Source organism: Pseudomonas sp. NBRC 111130 (assembly GCF_001320485.1).
GTDB lineage: Bacteria > Pseudomonadota > Gammaproteobacteria > Pseudomonadales > Pseudomonadaceae > Aquipseudomonas > Aquipseudomonas vlassakiae.
Window position 1 is genome coordinate 1 of sequence record NZ_BCBG01000037.1, and the last position, 20,133, is coordinate 20,133.

The following is a 20,133-nucleotide window of genomic DNA, read 5'->3' on the forward strand; positions in this document are numbered from 1 at the left end:
AGCGCCTGAAAGGTGACCCATGACAACAACAACCGCCCAACTGCGGGCCTCCCCCCTGGACGCGCTGCAGCGCTGGCTTCCGAAACTGGTGCTGGCGCCGAGCATGTTCATCGTCCTGGTGGGCTTCTACGGCTACATCCTGTGGACCTTCGTCCTGTCCTTCACCACCTCGACCTTTCTGCCGACCTACAAGTGGGCAGGCCTGGCGCAGTACGCCCGGCTGTTCGACAACGACCGCTGGTGGGTAGCGAGCAAGAACCTGATGTTGTTCGGTGGCTTGTTCATCGCCATCAGCCTGGCCATTGGCGTGCTGCTGGCGGTATTGCTGGACCAGCGCATCCGTCGCGAAGGCTTCATCCGCACCATCTACCTGTACCCCATGGCGCTGTCGATGATCGTCACCGGCACCGCCTGGAAGTGGTTGCTCAACCCCGGCATGGGCCTGGACAAGCTGCTGCGCGACTGGGGCTGGGAGGGCTTTCGCCTGGACTGGCTGATCGACCCTGACCGGGTGGTGTACTGCCTGGTGATCGCCGCCGTGTGGCAGGCCTCGGGCTTCATCATGGCGATGTTCCTCGCCGGCCTGCGCGGGGTCGACCAGTCGATCATCCGCGCCGCTCAGATCGACGGCGCCAGCCTGCCGCGCATTTACTGGACCGTGGTACTGCCCAGCCTGCGCCCGGTGTTCTTCAGCTCGCTGATGATTCTGTCGCACATCGCCATCAAGAGTTTCGATCTGGTGGCGGCGATGACGGCTGGTGGCCCGGGTTATTCCTCCGACCTCCCGGCGATGTTCATGTACTCCTTCACCTTCAGCCGCGGCCAGATGGGCATGGGCTCGGCCAGCGCCATCCTGATGCTTGGGGCGATCCTGGCGATCCTCGTGCCGTACCTCTACTCGGAACTGCGGAGCAAGCGCCATGCATAGTCTTTCGGAGAAACCAGCGCTCAGCCCGAGCCGCGTCGCGATCCATGCGGTGCTGCTGATCGCCGTGCTGTTGTACCTGGTGCCGTTAGTGGTAATGCTGCTCACCAGCTTCAAATCGCCGGAAGACATCAGTACCGGCAACCTGCTGAGCTGGCCTGCCGTGATCACCGGTATCGGCTGGGTCAAGGCCTGGGCTACGGTGAGTGGCTACTTCTGGAACTCGATCATGATCACCGTACCGGCGGTGCTGATCTCCACCACCATCGGCGCACTGAATGGCTATGTACTGTCGATGTGGCGCTTCCGCGGTTCGCAACTGTTCTTCGGCTTGCTGCTGTTCGGCTGCTTCCTGCCGTTCCAGACCGTGCTGCTGCCGGCCTCGTTCACCCTCGGCAAGCTGGGCCTGGCCAGTACTACCACCGGCCTGGTGCTGGTGCACGTGGTCTACGGCCTGGCTTTCACCACGCTGTTCTTTCGCAATTTCTACGTGAGCATTCCCGATGCCCTGGTCAAGGCTGCGCGCCTGGACGGCGCCGGCTTCTTCACCATCTTCCGCCGCATCATCCTGCCGATGTCAACACCAATCATCATGGTCTGCCTGATCTGGCAGTTCACCCAGATCTGGAACGACTTCCTGTTCGGCGTGGTGTTTTCCAGTGGCGACTCGCAACCGATCACCGTGGCCCTGAACAACCTGGTCAACACCAGCACCGGGGCCAAGGAATACAACGTCGACATGGCGGCGGCGATGATCGCCGGCTTGCCAACCCTGCTGGTCTACGTGGTGGCAGGCAAATATTTCGTCCGCGGGCTCACCGCCGGCGCGGTCAAGGGGTAAGTCATGGCAACGCTCGAACTTCGCAATGTGAACAAGACCTACGGCAGCGGCCTGCCAGACACACTCAAGGACATCCAGCTTTCGATCAAGGATGGCGAGTTCCTGATCCTGGTCGGCCCCTCTGGCTGCGGCAAGTCGACCCTGATGAACTGCATCGCCGGCCTGGAAAACATCACCGGCGGGGCGATCCTCATCGATGATCAGGACGTCAGCGGCATGAGCCCCAAGGATCGCGACATCGCCATGGTGTTCCAGTCCTATGCGCTGTACCCGACCATGAGCGTGCGCGAGAACATCGAATTCGGCCTGAAGATTCGCAAGATGCCGCAGGCCGCCATCGACGAAGAGGTGGCGCGGGTGGCCAAGTTGCTGCAGATCGAGCACCTGCTCGCGCGCAAGCCGGCACAACTGTCAGGTGGCCAGCAACAGCGTGTGGCCATGGGCCGGGCGCTGGCGCGGCGACCGAAGATCTACCTGTTCGACGAACCGCTGTCCAACCTCGATGCCAAGCTGCGGGTCGAGATGCGCACTGAAATGAAACTGATGCACCAGCGCCTGAAGACCACCACGGTGTATGTCACCCACGACCAGATCGAGGCCATGACCCTGGGCGACAAGGTGGCGGTGATGAAGGACGGCATCATCCAGCAGTTCGGCACCCCACAGCAGATCTACAACGACCCGGCCAACCAGTTCGTCGCCAGCTTCATCGGTTCGCCGCCGATGAACTTCATTCCGGTACGCCTGACCAAACAGGACGGGCGCCTGTTGGCGGTGCTCGACAGCGGCCAGGCCCGCTGCGAACTGCCGTTGGGGCCGGCCAATGATGACCTCGACGGTCGCGAGATCATCCTCGGCATTCGCCCCGAACAGATTGCCTTGGGCGCAGGCGAGGGCAATGGCCTGCCGGGTATCCGCGCCGAAGTGCAGGTGACCGAGCCCACCGGGCCGGACCTGCTGGTGTTCGTTACCTTCAACCAGACCAAGGTCTGCTGTCGCCTGGCGCCGGACATTGCCTGCCGGGTAGGCGACAGCCTGGATCTGCAGTTCGACCCGGCTCGGGTGCTGCTGTTCGACGCCGACAGCGGCGAGCGTTTGCACCTGGCCAGCAGTCATACCGCCGTAAAGGACAACGTGGCTCACTTCAAGGGCCGATAACTCGTCTACACCGTCAATAAGAAAAAAGAGGACGCAAAGGGATGGAACAGCGCAATCGCATCAGCACATTGGGTTCACTGGCCCTGCTCGCCGTGGTTGGCAGCAGCGGGGTGCAGGCTGCCGAGGCATTCTCCAGCGAGTCGAAATGGATGACCGGCGACTGGGGCGGCGCCCGCACCGAGCTGCTGGACAAGGGCTATGACTTCACCCTCGACTATGTCGGCGAGGTGGCCGGCAACCTGCATGGCGGCTACAACGACGACAAGACCGCGCGCTACAGCGACCAGTTCGCCCTTGGCGCACACCTGGACCTGCAGAAGATCCTCGGCTGGCACGATGCCGAATTCAAGCTGGCGATCACTGAGCGCAGTGGCCGCAACCTGTCCAACGACCGCATCAGCGACCCGCGTGCCGGGCAGTTCAGCTCGGTGCAGGAAGTGTGGGGCCGTGGCCAGACCTGGCGGCTTACACAGATGTGGGTCAAGCAGAAGTACTTCGACGGCGCGCTGGACGTCAAAGTTGGCCGTTTCGGTGAGGGCGAGGACTTCAACAGCTTCCCTTGCGACTTCCAGAACCTGGCCTTCTGCGGTTCGCAAGTGGGCAACTGGGTCGGCGGTATCTGGTACAACTGGCCAGTCAGCCAGTGGGCGCTGCGGGTGAAGTACAACATCACCCCGGAATTTTTCGTCCAGGTCGGTGCCTTCGAACAGAACCCGTCCAACCTGGAGACCGGCAACGGCTTCAAGCTCAGCGGCAGCGGCACCAAAGGCGCGATCCTGCCGGTGGAGATGGTCTGGTCCCCCAAGGTCAATGGCCTGCCGGGCGAGTACCGCCTGGGTTATTACTACAGCACGGCCAAGGCCGACGACGTGTTCGAAGATGTCAACGGCAACCCGCAGGCGGTTACCGGCGAGGCCTTCAAGTCGCACTCGAGCAAGCACGGCTGGTGGGTAGTGGCGCAGCAGCAGGTCACCGCCCATGGCGGCGACATCAACCGTGGCCTGAGCCTGTTCGCCAACTTCACCGTGCATGACAAGGCCACCAACGTGGTCGACAACTACCAGCAGGTCGGCCTGGTCTACAAAGGTGCCTTCGACGCTCGGCCCAAGGACGATATCGGTTTCGGCGTGGCGCGTATCCACGTAAATGACGACGTCAAGAAGCGCGCCGAACTGCTCAACACCCAGAGCGGTATCGATGATTACGACAACCCAGGCTTCGTGCCGCTGCAGCGCACCGAATACAACGCCGAGCTCTACTACGGCTTCCATGTCACCAACTGGCTGACCGTACGGCCCAACCTGCAGTACATCAAGAGCCCGGGCGGTGTGGACGAAGTGGACAACGCGCTGGTCGCAGGTTTGAAGATTCAGTCGTCTTTCTAAGCATACTTGTTGTAAATTTACGCCAATCCAAATTCGGCTCCCGGCACCCACTGGCTTGCAGTGGTTGTCGGGAACAGGCCGAGACAGCGCTATCTCAAACAACAAGAGCTTGGAACCATGCCCGAACATCCGCTACATCGCTTCTTTTCCTCGCAGCGGCCCCGGCCGACGTTCGAGTGGGAGCGTTACCAGCAGCGCGATGTGCTGATCATCGACCATCCCCGTTGCCAGGCGGTGTTCAGCCGCCAGGGCGCGCAACTGCTGCACTTCCAGCCGAGCGGCGAGCGGCCCTGGCTGTGGTGCGCCGAGCAATGGCCGCAAGTGGGCGCGATTCGCGGTGGAGTGCCGGTGTGCTGGCCCTGGTATGGCCGTCACCCCAGTGAAGACCTGTGGCCTGCCCATGGCTGGGCGCGCTTGCTGGACTGGAAACTGGTGGACAGCCGTGAAGACGAGGAGGGCGTCAGCCTGAAGTGGCGGCTGGACCTGTGCGATTGGCAGGTGGACCTGCACGCCAGGCTTGGCAGCCGTATGGAACTGAGCCTGAGCACCGAGCATCAGGACAGCGAACCTTGCCAGCTGAGTCATGCGCTGCTGGCCTACTGGCGCATCAGTGACGTTTCCGAGATAGCGCTGTCTGGGCTTGAGGATATCGAAGGCTATGACCGCCTGAGTCGCCAGGCCTGCCGTGAAGGCGGCGCGCTCAAGCTCAAGGGCGGCTGCCAGAAGGTTTACCCGGGTACGCCAAGGGTGCAGCTGCAGGACCCGGCCTGGGAGCGTGAACTGTGCATTGATACGGGCGACAGCGACGACACCGTGGTCTGGCACCCGGGCAACCGGCCGCTGATGGGCGTCAGCGGCCGTGAATGCCAGGGCTTCGTCTGTGTCGAGGCGGCCAGTGGCAGTGGTGAGGGCCTGAGCCTGGCACCGGGGCAGCGTGCACACCTGCGGTTGCAGGCGCACCGGCTCAGTTGAGTTCGTCGTCCTCGATCGGGTAGCGGCTGGCGTTGAGGCTTTCCTTGATCTTGCGCAGGTGCGGCTGGAAGTCCACACCGCGGCGCAGGGTCATACCGGTAGCCAGCACGTCGAGCACGGTCAGCTGGATGATCCGCGAGGTCATCGGCATGTAGATGTCAGTGTCCTCCGGCAGCGGAATGTGCAGGCTCAGGCTGCAGGCCTGGGCCAGCGGTGAGCCGGCAGCCGTCAGGCCGAGCACCGAGGCGCCGTTTTCCCGGGCCAGGCGTGCCACATCGACCAGTTCGCGGGTGCGCCCGGTGTAGGAGATGATCACGAACAGGTCGCCAGTGTGTGCCACCGAGGCCAGCATGCGTTGCATCAGGACATCGGCATGGGCCGATACCGCGAGGTTGAAGCGGAAGAACTTGTGCTGGGCATCGAGCGCCACCGGTGCCGAGGCGCCGAGGCCGAAGAAGTGGATCTGCCGGGCCTGGATCATCATGTCCACGGCACGGCTGACCTGTTGCGGGTCCAGTTGCTGGCAGGCGCTGTCAAGCGAGGCGATGGCACTGCCGAAGATCTTCTGGGTGTAGGCTGCCGGGTCATCGTCGGCTTCCACTGCGCGGCTTACGTAAGCTGCACCGCTGGCCAGGCTCTGCGCCAGTTGCAGCTTGAGCTCCGGGTAGCCGCTGACGCCGAACGAACGGCAGAAGCGGTTGACGGTCGGTTCGCTGACCTTGGCCGCCTGGGCCAGCGCGGCGATGCTGAAGCGGGTGGCTTGTTGCGGGTTGAGCAGGATGACTTCGGCGACTTTGCGTTCGGCCTTGTTCAGCTCGTCGAGGCGTCCCTGGATCTGTTCCAGGAGGTTTCGCACGCGGTCCATGGGTGTGTCCTTGGGTCGGGAAGACAGCCGGCTGTGGGAGCAGCAGGCTTTTTGCACGGTCGTCTATCGTACTGTCGGCGCGATTGACGTACCACTTGTCTCTAACGTTTGAGTGTAATGTTGTGGTTTTTACTACATTATCCCTTGAAAACCGTGTGTGAAAGCGGTATTCCTAGACCAACTTTAGGAAAGAACCAACATCATGGCTGCGATCAGTGTCGAACCTTGCACCTTTGCCCTGTTTGGCGCACTCGGCGACCTGGCCTTGCGCAAGCTGTTTCCTGCGCTCTACCAGCTCGACCGTGCCAACCTCCTGCACGCCGACACCCGTCTGTTGGCGCTGGCCCGCGAGGCCGGAAGTGCCGAAGATCACCTGAACACCATCGAAGCGCACCTGCGCCGGCATGTGCCCGAGGCTGACATCGAGCCCGCTGCATTGGCGCGCTTCCTTGGCCGCCTGCGCTACCAGCACCTGGACTTCCTGCAGCCCGAAGGCTACCAGGCCCTGGCCGAACAACTGACCGGCGAGCAGCCGCTGATCGCCTACTTCGCCACCGCGGCGGCGGTCTACGGCGCGATCTGCGAGAACCTCGACAAGGCCGGCCTGGCGCCACGCACGCGGGTGGTGCTGGAGAAACCCATCGGCCATGACCTGGAGTCGTCGCGGCGGGTCAACGATGCCGTGGCGCGCTTCTTCCCGGAAGGCCGCGTCTATCGCATCGACCACTACCTGGGCAAGGAGACCGTGCAGAACCTGATCGCCCTGCGTTTTGCCAACAGTCTGTTCGAAACCCAGTGGAACCAGAACTCCATCTCCCATGTGGAGATCACCGTGGCCGAGAAGGTCGGCATCGAGGGCCGCTGGGGCTATTTCGACAAGGCCGGCCAGCTGCGCGACATGATCCAGAACCACTTGCTGCAGCTGCTCTGCCTGATTGCCATGGACCCGCCCAGCGAGTTGTCGGCCGACAGCATCCGTGACGAAAAGGTCAAGGTACTCAAGGCGCTGGCGCCAATCACCGGGGAAGGGTTGAGCACCCGCGTGGTGCGCGGCCAGTACATCGCCGGCTACAGCGATGGCAAGCCGGTGCCTGGCTACCTGGAGGAAGACAACTCCAACGCGCAGAGCGACACCGAAACCTTCGTCGCCCTGCGTGCCGACATCCGCAACTGGCGCTGGTCGGGTGTGCCGTTCTACCTGCGCACCGGCAAGCGCATGCCGCAGAAGCTGTCGCAGATCGTCATCCACTTCAAGGAAACCCCGCACTACATCTTCGCCCCGGAACAGCGTTTGCAGATCGGTAACAAGCTGATCATCCGCCTGCAACCGGACGAAGGCATATCCTTGCGGGTAATGACCAAGGAGCAGGGCCTGGACAAGGGCATGCAACTGCGCAGTGGCCCGCTGCAACTGAATTTTTCCGATACCTGGCGCAGTTCGCGGATCCCGGATGCCTACGAGCGCTTGCTGCTCGAAGTGATGCGGGGCAACCAGAACCTGTTCGTGCGCAAGGACGAGATCGAGTACGCCTGGAAGTGGTGTGACCAGTTGATCGCCGGCTGGCGTAACGCGGGCGATGCGCCCAAGCCTTACGCGGCGGGTTCCTGGGGGCCGATGAGCTCGATTGCATTGATCACGCGTGATGGGAGGGCGTGGTATGGCGATATCTGAATTGAAACTGCCTGCAGCGGTGCGGGCGCACGACCTGCCTGAAGCCAAGGCGCTCTGCGCTACCTTGGCCCATGACGTGGCCGAACGCCTGCGTGCAGCCATTGCCGCCAAGGGGCAAGCCTGCGTGGTGTTGTCTGGCGGTCGCAGCCCGGTGCCCTTCCTCGAAAGGCTGGCCGTTGAGCCGCTGGACTGGACCAAGGTCACCGTCAGCCTGGCCGACGAGCGCTGGGTGCCGGTGGAGCACGCCGACAGCAATGCCGGGCTGCTGGCCCGCCACCTGTTCAAGGTCGCTGCCGCCAAGGCCCGCTTCGTCGGGCTCTATCGGCAGGCCGGTAGCCTCGAGGCGGCCGCGGTGAGCGCCGATCAGGCCCTGGCAGAACTGCCGCCGATCGATGTGCTGGTGCTGGGCATGGGGGACGATGGCCATACCGCCTCGCTGTTCCCCGACAGCCCCAACCTTGCCGAAGGCCTGGCGCTGAATAGCAAGCGCCGCTGCCTGCCGATGCTGGCCCCGAGCGTGCCGCACCAGCGCCTGTCGATGACGCGCTCGCTGCTGGCCAGTGCGGCATTCATCGCGCTGTCCGTGCAAGGCCCGGGCAAACTCGCTACCCTGCGCGCCGCGCTGGCGGGCAACGACCTTTCCGAAATGCCGATTCGCGCCTTTCTTCACGACCCCCTGGACATCTACTGGTGCCCATGAGCCAAGGATCCACAGTCATGACCACCCTTGAACGCCCACAGCCCAAGCTTTCGATGGCGGATAAAGCCGCCCGGATCGATGCCATCTGCGAACAGGCGCGCATCCTCCCGGTAATCACCATTGCCCGTGAGCAAGACATCCTGCCATTGGCTGACGCCCTGGCTGCGGGCGGTATCCGCACCCTGGAGGTGACCTTGCGTTCGCAGCATGGCCTGAAGGCTATCCAGGTGCTGCGTGAGCAGCGCCCGGAGCTGTGCGTCGGCGCCGGCACTGTGCTCGATCGCAGCATGTTCGCGGCGGTGGAAGCCGCTGGCGCGCAGTTCGTCGTCACGCCGGGCATCACCCAGGACATTCTCGAAGCCGGTGTCGACAGCGAGATCCCGCTGCTGCCAGGCATCAGCACGCCATCCGAGATCATGATGGGCTATGCCCTGGGCTATCGCCGCTTCAAGCTGTTCCCGGCGGAAATCAGCGGCGGTGTGGCGGCGATCAAGGCCTTCGCCGGCCCGTTCGGCGACATTCGTTTCTGCCCGACTGGCGGTGTGAACCCGGCCAACGTGCGCAATTACATGGCACTGGGCAATGTGATGTGCGTGGGGGGGACCTGGATGCTCGACAGCAGCTGGATCAAGAACGGCGACTGGGCGCGTATCGAGGCGTGCAGCGCCGAGGCGATGGCACTGCTGGACGCCAACTGAATCTGTTGTGTGCTTTACGGCTTATGGGGCGCTTGGTCGGCGCCCCTTTTTTTTGCCGCCCGCTAGCGGGTCACTGCTTCGAGCTTCGCCACCAGGGCGAAGGTGCCGATGAGTAGCAAGGCACGGAACAGCAATACCGCGATACGTCCCTGGCGCGTGATCAGCCAGCACCATGAGCGGCTCTGGCGAGACAGCTCGGGTGCCTTGAACACCAGGCGCTCGGCGAAGAAAGCCCGTACCCCCTGGTCGATCACAGCGTCGTCGCAGGCGATTCCCTGGGCCTGGTAATAAGTGCGGATACGTTGCGCCACTTCTTCGCGACGGCGCGGCAGGTCCAGGTGATCCTGCACCTGCCGTTGCTGCAGGCGCAGCTGATCGACGAGGGCCATGGCCCCCATCTGTTCGCTGAGCGAGCCTTGCTTCACTGCGCGGCCTTGGTCAGCAGGTTGGAGAAGGCGCGTTTGGCGTCTTCGACGGCCGTGGCGATGTCCTGCGCGGCCTTGGTCGACTCGGCACGGTAGGTCTCGGTCAGGCCTTTCATGTCGTTCTGGAAGTCCAGGGTGGCCTGGGCCAGCGCGCGTACCGATTCGACCCGCAGGGTCGAGCCATAGCTGGCTTTCATCGCTGCGCCGAGCTGCTTGTTGCCCAGCTCGCCCAAGGCCTCGAGGCCCTTGTTGATGCCGGCAGTGGTGGCGTTGAGGGTGTGGGTGGCCTCGGCCATGCCCTGGTTGGCGGTGAACGACACGGCCAGGCTGGTGAGCACCACTTCGTTGGTGGAGAAGAACGAGATCATGCGCTGGTACTGGCGCTCCTTGACCACGTGCACCTGGCTGATGCGGGCGAACACCATCTCGGCGGTGTTGTAGCCGACCCGCAGGTCGTCGGCGATGTCCTTGACGATCTGGTAGCTCTTGTCTTCATTCTGCAGCGCGCGTACCGCCTCGTCGCGGGCCAGCTCAAGGGCTGCGCGCTGGGCCGGTTCCTGCCCTTCGGCGGCGGCCACGGCGGCGTTGGCGGCATCCAGGGCCTGGGTGCGCTGCTGCAGCGACTGCCCGGCGAGGGTCAGCACCTGCTGGGCGTCGACCTCGGCAGTCTTCATGGCCAGGCGGAAGTCCATGTACGACTCAAGGATCAGGCCTTCCCGGGTGATCTGGTCACTGGCGGCTTCGCACACGTCCAGGTAATGTTTGCGGATGTCCTCGAAACGGCTCGGGATAGAGCCGCGGCGCATGTTCATCCAGGCCATCTTCAGGCGTTCGACGGTGTCCAGGCGCCCGTCGTCCATCCACGAGGCCATCGCGGCTGCATCCTCGCGGATCGAGGTGAAGCTGTCGGTGATGTTCATGTAGCGGTGCGAGATGTCCATGCCGGCGATCTGTTCGCGCACGGTCTGGTTGAACAGCGTCGCCTGTTGCAGCACTGCGGCAATGCCGGTGACGCGTTGTTCGTCGTAGTGCGCGACCTTGTCCAGCAGTACCAGCACCGGGGCCGGTTGGGTCGGCTGGCTGAAGGAGATACCGAGTTGGCGCAGGCCGTCGAGGGCGCGTTGGAGGTATTGGCTCATGGGTGTCCTTGCCTGAGTGGTTGTCTGGGGAGTGCGTCAGAAACTGTCGGTAGTGCGGAAGCCGCCGCCACCTGAGCTGTGGGTGGTTTTGAACCCCCCGCCACCTGAACTGCTCGAGGTGTGGAAAGTACTACCGGACGAGGTGCGCGAACCAGCGAAGTCGCCCGAGGTATAAATCGATGCGCTGCCCCACTGGTGGTTCCTGGCATCGCCGCGGCGGTGCAGCGGCACATACTGGCGGTTTTCGTCGAGGAGCTTCTGCACGGCGTACGTGTCGAACTGGCCTTGCATATAGCCCGCCAGCACCTGCTCGATTGGCTGGGGCAGCTCGTATTCGTTACTCGGATCGCGGTAATGGTCGTCACGCAGTGCGTACTCGAGGGTCTTGGCGCGCTCGTAGAGGCGGCGCTGGTCGGCGGCCTCGTCGCGTGCGGCCCTCAGGCGCTGCTGCAGTTCCCGCAGGCGGGCGTGCAGCAATTGCAGATCGCCGACCAGTACATCGTCACGCTGGTCAGGGGTCTTGGCCGCCTCGACGATCAGTTCGGCCAGAGGCCGCTCCTTGAGCCGCTTGGCGATCGCCTGGCGCAGCTGCTGCAGGTGCGGGTCACGCTGCTCGTTGAAGGCGGCCAGCTGCGCATGCAGCGCACTGGCCTGGGCCTTGGCCTCGCCAAGCAACGTGTCGAGGTCTTGCTCTTGGGTCATCGACGCCTGCATGCCGAGGCTCTCGCGCGCCTTGTCCAGTTGTTGCTGGTGTTGTGCATGCAACTGCTGGCGCGCCTCGCCGAGGGTCTGGGCAAGGGTCTCGTTGCGGGCTTGCATGGCCAGGAGGATCTGCTCGTTGGCGTGGTTGACGCGAAAGTCCACCTTGCGGGCCAGGTAGTCGTCCAGTGCACGCTGGAAAAGCTTGGGGCGGTACTGCTCGGTACCGTACTGGCGTGCCTTGAGGAAGCAGTAGAGGGGGTGGGTGGCGTAGACTTGCAGCTTGCTGGCGCATTCGTCACGGATTTCCGTGTAGCCGGCCTGGGCTTGCCGTTCGGCCAGGTCAGCGGCGTCCAGCTGCTCGAGCAAACGGCGATGTGCCGGGTCCTGTTCCAGCAGGGCCTGGGCCTTGGCATCCAGCTGGCCGAGGTTCTGGCGTATTGCCTGCTGTTTCGCCAGGCTGCTGGCGATGGACCGTTCGACCTGCTCGAGTTGCTGGCCGAGTGCCGTACGCTCCAGCTCACGCTGTTCGAGCAGTTGCCGGGTGTGTTGGTCTTGCGCGGGGTTGGCTTCCAGGTGCAGGCCGGCGATTTCGCTCAGTTTCGACGCGATCAGGTGTTCGAGTCGGGTTTCCTGGTCGGCCTCGGCATACAAGGCCTCCTCGGCCTGGCGCAGGTGCTTTTCGGCCTGGCGCGAGTTCTTCTCAAGTGCTTTGGCGAGGGCGGTCGGGGTCATGGCGTCACCATTGCAGGATCATGTCGGGGTTTGAGCTGGTGCGCTGGGTAAAGCGCAGGGCCAGGGTGTTGGCGGGCTTGTCGCCGATGACCCGTTGGCTGATATGGCCATCGTCAAGCTTGTCCTGGCGCAGCTTCTGGTACTCGTCATGGCTGACCCGCACGCCGAACTGGTCGGCCCAGCGGGTCTTGCCGTCCTCGACGCTGGTCACTGGCACCTGGGTTGGCTTGCCGGTGGCGTCCAGGGCCTCGACGATCAGGTACCAGCTTTTGCCTCGCAGGCTGTTCGCGCTGCAGCCGGCCGCTTCGTAGCAGCGTTCCACGCCGGACTTGACGCCGGGGCGGTCGACCAGTGAGAGGGTCAGGGGCTCGGCGGCGTAGTCCAGGTAGTCATCCAGCACACCGAGCGTGTTTTCTGCCACTTTGAACTTCTGGCTGGCGATGTCTTTCCCGGCCTGTACGGCCCAGCCCGTCAGAGCCTGGCGATCCTCAGCGGGCAGTGTCACTGCCTTCAGGCGCTCAAGCATCTGTTGTTGCCGGTGCTGCAGGGCCTGGCTGTGCGTTGCCAATTGCGCGGTTTCTCTTTGCGCGCGGATGTTCTCTGACCAGTTCAGGCCCAGCAGCAGGGCCACTGTCACGGCGCCGATTGCGGTGATCTTCAGCAGCGTGCCGCGCGCCATGTTCAGGCGTACCAGCAGGCGCTGGGCCAAGTTCAGCGTGGGGGCCTCGAACACCAGGCGGCGCGAGAAGAACAGGCGTACGCCTTCTTCGATCATCGCGTCTTCGAAGGCGATGCCATTGTTCTGGTAATAGCTGCGGATCCGCTCGGCCACTTCGGCGCGACGCCGGGGCAGGTCCAGGTGTTCCTGGATTTCCATCTCGCGATGACGCAGCTGGTCGACGAGGCCCATGGCCCCGATCTGTTCGCTCAGCGGGACGCTCATCGGGTACATTCCTGGCGGCGGCTCATGGTGCTCCTTGCATGAGTTGAAGAGGGCTGGCGCAGTATACCCAAACCGCAAGGCAAAACAGTGGCCAGCCTCTGGACGCGGGCAAACAGGCAAAAAAAAAGCCCGCATCAAGGATGCGGGCCTGGTTTGCCGGGGGCTGCTTATGCCGCCTTGGCTTCCTGCTGGCTCAGCGAGCGGTTCAGTGCGCTGAACAGAGCCTTGAAGCTGGCAGTGGTGATGTTCTCGTCGATACCCACGCCGTGCACCGGACGGCCGCCGGCCACGCGCAGTTCGATGTAGGCCGCCGCCTTGGCGTTGGTACCGGCACCGATGGCGTGCTCGTTGTAGTCCATGATCTCCACCGATACCGGCAAGCCGGCGACCAGGGCTTCCAGGGCGCCGTTGCCCTTGCCGCGCCAGTGCAGGGTGGTTTCGCCTTCACCGGCGACTTCCACTTCCACTGCGCTGTGGCCGTTTTCTTCCTGCAGGCGGTGGCTGACCAGTGCGTAGGGGGCATTGGCCTGGAGGTATTCCTTGTGCAGCAGGCTGTAGATCTGCTGGGCGGTCATTTCCAGGCCCAGGCGGTCGGTTTCACCTTGCACCACCTGGCTGAACTCGATCTGCATGCGACGTGGCAGGCTGATGCCGTATTCCTGCTCGAGCAGGTAGGTGATGCCGCCTTTGCCCGACTGGCTGTTGACGCGGATCACCGCCTCGTAGCTGCGGCCGATGTCGGCCGGGTCGATCGGCAGGTATGGCACTTCCCACAGCTCGCCTTCCTGCTGCTTGGCGAAGCCCTTGCGGATGGCGTCCTGGTGCGAGCCAGAGAATGCGGTGTGGACCAGGTCGCCGACGTACGGGTGGCGTGGGTGTACTGGCAGCTGGTTGCACTCTTCGACCACCTTGCGCACGCCGTCGATGTCGGAGAAGTCCAGCAGCGGGTCGATGCCTTGGGTGTAGAGGTTCAGCGCCAGGGTCACCAGGTCAACGTTACCGGTACGTTCGCCGTTGCCGAACAGGCAGCCTTCGGCACGGTCGGCGCCGGCCATCAGGCCCAGTTCGGTGGCGGCGATGCCGGTGCCACGGTCGTTGTGGCAGTGCAGGCTGATGATCACGCTGTCGCGCCGGCTGACGTTGCGGCAGAACCACTCGATCTGGTCGGCGTAGATGTTCGGCGTGGACACTTCCACGGTGGCCGGCAGGTTGAGGATGATCTTGTGCTCGGGGGTCGGGTTCCAAACCTCGATCACCTCATCACAGACTTCCTTGGCGAACTCCATCTCGGTGGCGCTGAAGGTTTCTGGCGAGTATTGGAAGGTCCACTGGGTTTCTGGCTGCTGGGCGGCATATTTGACGAACAGCTTGGCCGCGTTCACCGCGATGTCCTTCACGCCCTGCTTGTCCTGGTTGAAGACGATGCGGCGGAACGACGGGCTGGTGGCGTTGTACAGGTGGACGATGGCCTTCTTCGCCCCGCGCAGCGACTCGAAGGTGCGGGCGATCAGGTCTTCACGGGCCTGGGTGAGCACCTGGATGGTGGTGTCGTCCGGGATGTGGCCGTCTTCGATGAGCATGCGCACGAAGTCGAAGTCGGTCTGCGAGGCCGACGGGAACGAGGCTTCGATTTCCTTCACGCCGACCTGCACCAGGGTCTTCCAGAAGCGCAGCTTCTTCTCCGAGTCCATCGGCTCGATCAGCGACTGGTTGCCATCACGCAGGTCCGAACTGCACCAGATTGGCGCCTGGGTGATGGTCTTCGACGGCCAGGTACGGTCAGGCAGGTCGATGGTCGGGAAAGCGCGGTATTTCTTCGATGGGTCTTTGAGCATGGTCATGGAAGCAATCCTTTTGTGTGCGGCCGAGATCGGGCCTGCCGAGCGATAACGAGATGAACAGGCGAGGCGATGCGATCAACCTGGTAGTCGGGCGCTGACCAGGCAGAGGCTGCGGTGTTGTCGGAGCAGGATGAGGGTGCTGAAGGTTTTCATGCCCTCAACCCTAACCAGTGGGTTGGGGGATGGCAAGCGTTGGGAAAAAATTGAGAGAAATGCTTAAAAAAAGCGCAATGGCGAGATTTTATAGCTGGAAGTTTATGAGTACTTATTGACGCTTGCGCAGTATTTTTCCATGGCGCAACACGCCGAATGTGTGAGTGTCAGTGCTGGCCCCTTCGCGGGCTCGCCCGCTCCCACAGGTATTGCGCAGCCTTCGGGAGCGGCGCGATACCCTGTGGGAGCGGGCATGCCCGCGAAGCAGGCGGCGCGGAGCTCAAGGCTGGAACGCGCCAATGAAGATCGCCGGATCCACCCGCGCATCGTTCAGGCTGACATTCCAGTGCATGTGCGGGCCGGTGGCGCGCCCGGTCGAGCCCACGCGCCCGACCACGTCGCCACGGCGCAGTTGCTGGCCAAGCTGAACATCAATCTTCGACATGTGGCAGAACATGCTGATGAACCCTTGCCCATGGTCGACGAACACCGTTCGGCCATTGAAGAAGTAGTCCCCCACCAGGATCACCTTGCCGTTGGCGGGGGTCTTGATCGGTGTTCCCGCCGGCACGGCGAAGTCCAGCCCGGCATGCGGGTTGCGTTCCTCGCCATTGAAGAAGCGACGCACGCCGAACTTGCTCGAAAGCGGCCCGCTGACCGGTTTGTCGAGGATCAGGTTGCTCGGCAATACCGGGCTGAAACTGCGATACGCCTTGATCTGTTCAGCCAGCTCGCGGTCGATGCGCTTGAGGTCGTCCGGGTTCGGGTTGACCTGGCGGGTGTTCTTCAAGGTGATGTGCTGTTCGGGGTATTTCTTGCTGCCGACGCTGAATGGCAGGCTGCGACCGGCCTGGGTCAACACGGCGGTACCGGGCTTCTGGGTCAACGGAATGCCGACGATGGCCAGCCAGTTGTCCTGCTCCTTGACCACCAGCACCGGTTTGCCATCGAAGCGCGCGCTCGGCGCCGTGGCCGCCGGGCCAAGGTCGACCACCGCCACGCCACCCGGCACGGGCTTGTTCAGGGTGCGGGTGATGTAGCTGGCCTGGGCGCCTGCGGCCAGCAGCATGAGGGAGAGGGCGAGCAGGGGCGCGAACAGGCGGGGCATGTGTCAGTCCAGTAAGGAGAGGGTGACCGGGGTCAGGTGATTGTCTTCGACGCGGACCTGCAACTCGCCTTCGTTCAGGCGGGCGGTCAGGCGCTGGCCGTTGCGAGTCTGCCCGGCGCTGCGGATGGCCTGGCCCTGCTCGTCGAGAAGGATGCTGTAGCCACGCGCCAGGGTCGCCAGCGGGCTGACCACCTGCAGCGTCTGCAGTTGGGCCTGGAAGCGCTGGCGGCGGTCCTTGAGCACTTCGCGCATGGCCCGTGGCAGGCGCTCGGCGAGGCTATCCAGGCGTTGCTCCAGCATTTTCAGGGTGCGCCCAGGGTGTTGCGCGGCCAGGCGCGTATCGAGCCGCGCCAGGCGCTCGCGGCGCTGGTTGAGGTTGAGGTTGAAGGCGCGGCGCAGGCGCATGTCCAGGTCATCCAGGCGTTGCGCTTGCTGGCGCAGGCGTTCGCCGGGGTGGCGCAGGCGCCGGGTCAGTGAGTCAAGGCGCAGGCGGTCGTGGGTCAGGCGGTTTTGCATGCGCAGCAGCAGGCGCCGCTGCAGGCCGTCGAGGCGCTGCTGCAGGCCGCTGTTGTCGGGGGCCAGCAGTTCGGCGGCCGCCGACGGCGTCGGCGCGCGCACGTCGGCGACGAAGTCGCTTATCGACACATCGGTTTCGTGGCCGACGGCGCTGACGATGGGGGTTACGCAAGCGGCCACGGCGCGTGCCACGGCTTCTTCGTTGAAGCACCAGAGGTCTTCCAGCGAGCCGCCACCGCGGGCCAGGATCAGTGCGTCGAAGCCCAGCCGGTCGGCCTGCTGCAAGGCACGGACGATCTGGTTGATCGCCTCGCGGCCCTGCACGGCGGTGGGTATCAGGCTCAGCTCGACCTGCGGTGCCCGGCGGCCGAACACGCTGATGATGTCGCGGATCACCGCGCCAGTGGGCGAGGTGATGATGCCGATGCGCTGCGGATGGGCCGGCAGCGGCTTCTTGCGCTCGGCACTGAACAGCCCTTCGGCGCCGAGCTTTTCCTTCAGCGCCTCGAAGGCCAGGCGCAGGGCGCCATCACCGGCCGGTTCGATGGTATCGAGGATCAATTGGTAGTCGCCACGCCCTTCGAACAGCGAAACCTTGCCGCGCACACGCACCGCCAGGCCGTCACGCAGTGCCTGGCGCACGCGGGTAGCGTTCTGCCGGAACAGCGCGCAACGCACCTGGGCGCCGCTGTCCTTGAGGGTGAAATACATGTGGCCGGAGGCCGGGCGGGCGAGGTTGGATATCTCGCCTTCCACCCAGACGCTGCGGAACACGTCTTCCAGCAGCACGCGGGCGCGGCCGTTGAGCTGGCTGACGGTGAGGACCTCACGGTCCAGGCCGAGTCGTTCGAAAGGGTCTCTGATCATGGCGGGCATCATAAAGGACATCGGCCCCGGTTGTCTGTCTTGCCCCAATCGTCAGCCTGGTCGCTCCCACAAGCACCTCGCATTGCCTCAGCCCAGCGCAGTAACTGCAGGGGAACTCACCGGCGATGGGACCAGTCAGTCATGCATCGCTGCCACGAACTGGCGCACCATCTGTCCCGCATCGCGTCGGCAGGCCAGCGCCACGGTACTCTCGCATCCCCGCTCCAGCGCCACGAAACTGACCGAGGCTGGTGCAATTTCCCGCATGCAATCCGGCAACAACGCCACCCCGAATCCCGCCTGGATCAGCTGCAACTGCGTGGTCTTGCGCGACAGCACCTGCGCCGCTCGCGGGAAAAAGCCAGCGTCCATGCACAGTGAGGCCGACAGGTAACTCAGCCCGCCACGATCGCGATGCGGAATGGAAATAAAGCGCTCTTCTCGCAGCTGCTCCAGCCTCACTCGCGCTGCACCGGCCAGCGGATGCCCGGCGGCAACCGCCAGCAACAACGGTTCGCTGAACAGCTCCTGCAGTACCACGCCTTCATGCTGGCGCAGTACCGGCAAGCGCAACAGGCCGATATCCAGCCGTCCGGCGGCGATGTCCTCCAGCTGGGCCTCCGAAGACTGCTGGGCGATCTCCAGCGCAATCCCTGGGTTACCCCGCAGGTAAGTGCCCAGTCGGGCCAGCAGCGGGCCGGTCAGCGGTACCGTGCTGGAGTGGTTCAGGCGCAGGCTGCCTTGCAGTCCTTCGCCAATGTCGCGGGTCACCCGCTCAGCCTGTGACAGGTCGGCCAGCAAGCGCCGCGCACGTTCCAGGAAGGCCTGGCCAGCCAATGTCAGGCGCGGCAGGCGCGCGGTACGCTCGAACAGTGGTGTGCCCAGTTGCTGCTCCAGCTCCTTGATCTGCCGGCTCAGCGCCGACTGAGCGATGTACAGCCGTTCGGCGGCACCGCTGAAACTGCCGCATTCGGCGATTTCCACGAAGTAACGCAACTGGCGGATCGACGTCATGTCATGCCTTTTCGAGATGGGTATGGAGTTAAAGGCATATTAGTCGGCATGGCTTGTGGCTGGCTAACCTTTGTCTGTCTTCCCAGGAACTGCTGCCATGCTCGCCCAGTTGTCGTTTTCCGGCCTTGACTGGCTGCCCATCCTGCTCGGCGTCGGCGCTGCTTACATCGTCTTCGGCATTGCCGGTTTCGGCACGGCATTGGTGGCGGGCCCGATACTGATCCATTTCATGCCCCTGTCGCGAATCATCCCGCTATTGGTGCTGCTCGACTTCGTCGCCGCCTTCGGCAACCTGCTGCCATCACGCCGCGATGTGGTGCGCGGCGAGCTGCTGCGGCTGTTGCCGTGCATGGCCGTGGGCTGCACCCTGGGCGTGGTGTTCCTGCTGCACCTGAAGTCCGACCTGCTGTTGCTGCTGATGGGCCTGTTCGTCACCGCGTATGCGGTCTACGGCCTGGCGGTAAAGGTACGGCCGGCCAGGTTGTCGGGCTTCTGGGCGGTGCCCATGGGCACGGTTGGCGGGCTGTTCGGCGCCTTGTTCGGCAGTGGCGGCTTCCTCTATGCGATCTACCTGAGCGCCCGCCTGGAGATAAAAGAGCAGGTACGCGCGACCCAGAGCGCGCTGATCAGCTGCAGCACCCTCGTGCGCCTGTCGTTGTTCCTGATTGCCGGCGTCTACGCCGACACCAGCCTGTTACTGCTCGCCGTCTGCCTGTTGCCGGTCATGTTCATCGGCCTCTGGGCAGGCCGTCGACTGACCCTGAAGCTGTCCCGCGAAGCCTTCGTGCGCCTGGTCACCTGGCTGGTGCTGGCCAGCGGCCTGGCGCTGATCGGTCGCTACCTGAGCGGCTGAGCGGTAGAATTGCAGGATTACCGCAGTCCGCAGGCCCGCTTCGTTCATGAACACCCAGAGCATCATCGTCCCCAAGCTGTCCACCGTGCCTTCGCATGAAGCCCGTTCGCGGGCCATCCTGCGCTGGCTGGTGCGCGAGAAGATCGTCGAAGAACAACTGACCACCTGCGGGCGCACCGGCAACCGCATGGGCCATGCCTTGGCCGAGGGCGCGCGCAAGGTCGCCCTGCACCCTGACAGGCTACCGTTCGGCGAGCAGGTCAATGGCCTGGAAGTGATGCTCAAGCGTTGCATCTATACCCCGACCGAGGGCTTCCTTGAGGAGGCCGGTTGCCCGGAGTGCCGGCGCGAGGTCGGCGAGCCGCTGTTCGAAAGCCTGGAGGAGTGGATGCCGGCGGTGAGCGACAACTTCACCTGCCCGCTGTGCGGCCATGAGGACGACATCAATGGCTTCATTTACCTGCAGCCATGTGCCTTTTCCAACCTTGGGTTCATCTTCAACAACTGGGGCGAGGCCGGGTTCACCCAGGCCTTTCTCGACAGCTTCGCCGACTGGCTCGACCAGCCGGTGGCGGTGGTGCAGGTAAAAGTGCCACAAGGCTGACCGAAGGCCCTTATTTTGCA

General features: G+C 63.8%; 19 protein-coding genes. 10 read left to right on the plus strand and 9 right to left on the minus strand.

The annotated features are described in order from the left end of the window. The first annotated feature begins 19 nt into the window (after positions 1-19). From APH33_RS16755 to APH33_RS16775, 5 genes are all read left to right on the plus strand, one after another. The gene (locus APH33_RS16755; protein WP_054886214.1) at positions 20-928 is read left to right on the plus strand and encodes a carbohydrate ABC transporter permease; all 909 of its coding nucleotides are present in this window, start codon (positions 20-22) and stop codon (positions 926-928) included. After that, positions 921-1,766, plus strand: a complete 846-nt coding sequence (locus tag APH33_RS16760; RefSeq protein WP_054886215.1) for a carbohydrate ABC transporter permease — start codon at positions 921-923, stop codon at positions 1,764-1,766. The genes APH33_RS16755 and APH33_RS16760 overlap by 8 nt, the downstream gene beginning before the upstream one ends. A 3-nt stretch (positions 1,767-1,769) precedes the next feature. Beyond that, positions 1,770-2,924: an ABC transporter ATP-binding protein gene (locus APH33_RS16765; protein WP_054886216.1), complete on the plus strand. Its 1,155-nt coding sequence runs from the start codon at positions 1,770-1,772 to the stop codon at positions 2,922-2,924. A gap of 41 nt (positions 2,925-2,965) precedes the next feature. Then, complete coding sequence (locus tag APH33_RS16770) at positions 2,966-4,309, plus strand: carbohydrate porin (protein WP_054886217.1); 1,344 nt, start codon at positions 2,966-2,968, stop codon at positions 4,307-4,309. A 117-nt stretch (positions 4,310-4,426) separates the two neighbouring features. Next, positions 4,427-5,281, plus strand: coding sequence for a D-hexose-6-phosphate mutarotase (locus APH33_RS16775; RefSeq protein ID WP_054886218.1), 855 nt, complete (start codon positions 4,427-4,429; stop codon positions 5,279-5,281). Here APH33_RS16775 and hexR read toward each other — a convergent pair. Next, complete coding sequence (gene hexR / locus APH33_RS16780) at positions 5,274-6,137, minus strand: DNA-binding transcriptional regulator HexR (protein WP_176510233.1); 864 nt, start codon at positions 6,135-6,137, stop codon at positions 5,274-5,276. The two genes, APH33_RS16775 and hexR, sit on opposite strands and share 8 nt — an antisense overlap. 211 nt (positions 6,138-6,348) lie before the next feature. Between hexR and zwf the strand changes: the two genes are divergently transcribed. The 3 genes from zwf to APH33_RS16795 are packed head-to-tail and all read left to right on the plus strand — an operon-like array spanning position 6,349 to position 9,216. After that, entirely contained in the window at positions 6,349-7,818 is a 1,470-nt protein-coding gene (gene zwf, locus APH33_RS16785; RefSeq protein WP_054886220.1) for a glucose-6-phosphate dehydrogenase, read from the plus strand. After that, a complete protein-coding gene (gene pgl / locus APH33_RS16790; protein WP_054886221.1) occupies positions 7,805-8,518 on the plus strand; it encodes a 6-phosphogluconolactonase in 714 nt (237 codons plus the stop codon). The genes zwf and pgl overlap by 14 nt, the downstream gene beginning before the upstream one ends. A gap of 17 nt (positions 8,519-8,535) precedes the next feature. Further along, positions 8,536-9,216: a bifunctional 4-hydroxy-2-oxoglutarate aldolase/2-dehydro-3-deoxy-phosphogluconate aldolase gene (locus tag APH33_RS16795; RefSeq protein WP_054886222.1), complete on the plus strand. Its 681-nt coding sequence runs from the start codon at positions 8,536-8,538 to the stop codon at positions 9,214-9,216. Positions 9,217-9,278: 62 nt separating this feature from the next. On the opposite strand, the gene APH33_RS16800 is transcribed toward APH33_RS16795, so the two are convergent. The 8 genes from APH33_RS16800 to APH33_RS16835 form a co-directional block, all read right to left on the minus strand. Beyond that, a complete protein-coding gene (locus APH33_RS16800) occupies positions 9,279-9,641 on the minus strand; it encodes a DUF6384 family protein (RefSeq protein ID WP_054886223.1) in 363 nt (120 codons plus the stop codon). Further along, the gene (locus APH33_RS16805; RefSeq protein WP_054886224.1) at positions 9,638-10,780 is read right to left on the minus strand and encodes a hypothetical protein; all 1,143 of its coding nucleotides are present in this window, start codon (positions 10,778-10,780) and stop codon (positions 9,638-9,640) included. Before APH33_RS16805 ends, APH33_RS16800 begins: the two co-directional genes overlap by 4 nt. 36 nt (positions 10,781-10,816) lie before the next feature. After that, positions 10,817-12,214 carry a hypothetical protein gene (locus APH33_RS16810; protein ID WP_054886225.1) on the minus strand — a complete coding sequence of 466 codons (1,398 nt, stop codon included), beginning with the start codon at positions 12,212-12,214 and terminating at the stop codon, positions 10,817-10,819. 4 nt (positions 12,215-12,218) lie between these two features. Continuing rightward, positions 12,219-13,157 carry a DUF6384 family protein gene (locus tag APH33_RS16815; RefSeq protein ID WP_054886226.1) on the minus strand — a complete coding sequence of 313 codons (939 nt, stop codon included), beginning with the start codon at positions 13,155-13,157 and terminating at the stop codon, positions 12,219-12,221. A gap of 167 nt (positions 13,158-13,324) precedes the next feature. Continuing rightward, positions 13,325-14,998, minus strand: a complete 1,674-nt coding sequence (leuA, locus tag APH33_RS16820) for a 2-isopropylmalate synthase (protein WP_054886227.1) — start codon at positions 14,996-14,998, stop codon at positions 13,325-13,327. Between the two features lie 433 nt (positions 14,999-15,431). Further along, positions 15,432-16,259, minus strand: a complete 828-nt coding sequence (locus tag APH33_RS16825; protein ID WP_054886228.1) for a M23 family metallopeptidase — start codon at positions 16,257-16,259, stop codon at positions 15,432-15,434. Positions 16,260-16,262: 3 nt separating this feature from the next. Continuing rightward, the gene (gene xseA / locus APH33_RS16830) at positions 16,263-17,642 is read right to left on the minus strand and encodes an exodeoxyribonuclease VII large subunit (protein ID WP_054886229.1); all 1,380 of its coding nucleotides are present in this window, start codon (positions 17,640-17,642) and stop codon (positions 16,263-16,265) included. A 135-nt stretch (positions 17,643-17,777) separates the two neighbouring features. Beyond that, a complete protein-coding gene (locus APH33_RS16835) occupies positions 17,778-18,656 on the minus strand; it encodes a LysR substrate-binding domain-containing protein (RefSeq protein ID WP_054886230.1) in 879 nt (292 codons plus the stop codon). 97 nt (positions 18,657-18,753) lie between these two features. On the opposite strand from APH33_RS16835, the gene APH33_RS16840 reads away from it, so the two are divergent. After that, complete coding sequence (locus tag APH33_RS16840; RefSeq protein WP_054886231.1) at positions 18,754-19,509, plus strand: sulfite exporter TauE/SafE family protein; 756 nt, start codon at positions 18,754-18,756, stop codon at positions 19,507-19,509. A 46-nt stretch (positions 19,510-19,555) separates the two neighbouring features. Next, on the plus strand, positions 19,556-20,113 hold the full coding sequence (locus APH33_RS16845; protein ID WP_054886232.1) for a hypothetical protein: 558 nt from the start codon (positions 19,556-19,558) through the stop codon (positions 20,111-20,113). Positions 20,114-20,133 lie beyond the last annotated feature (20 nt).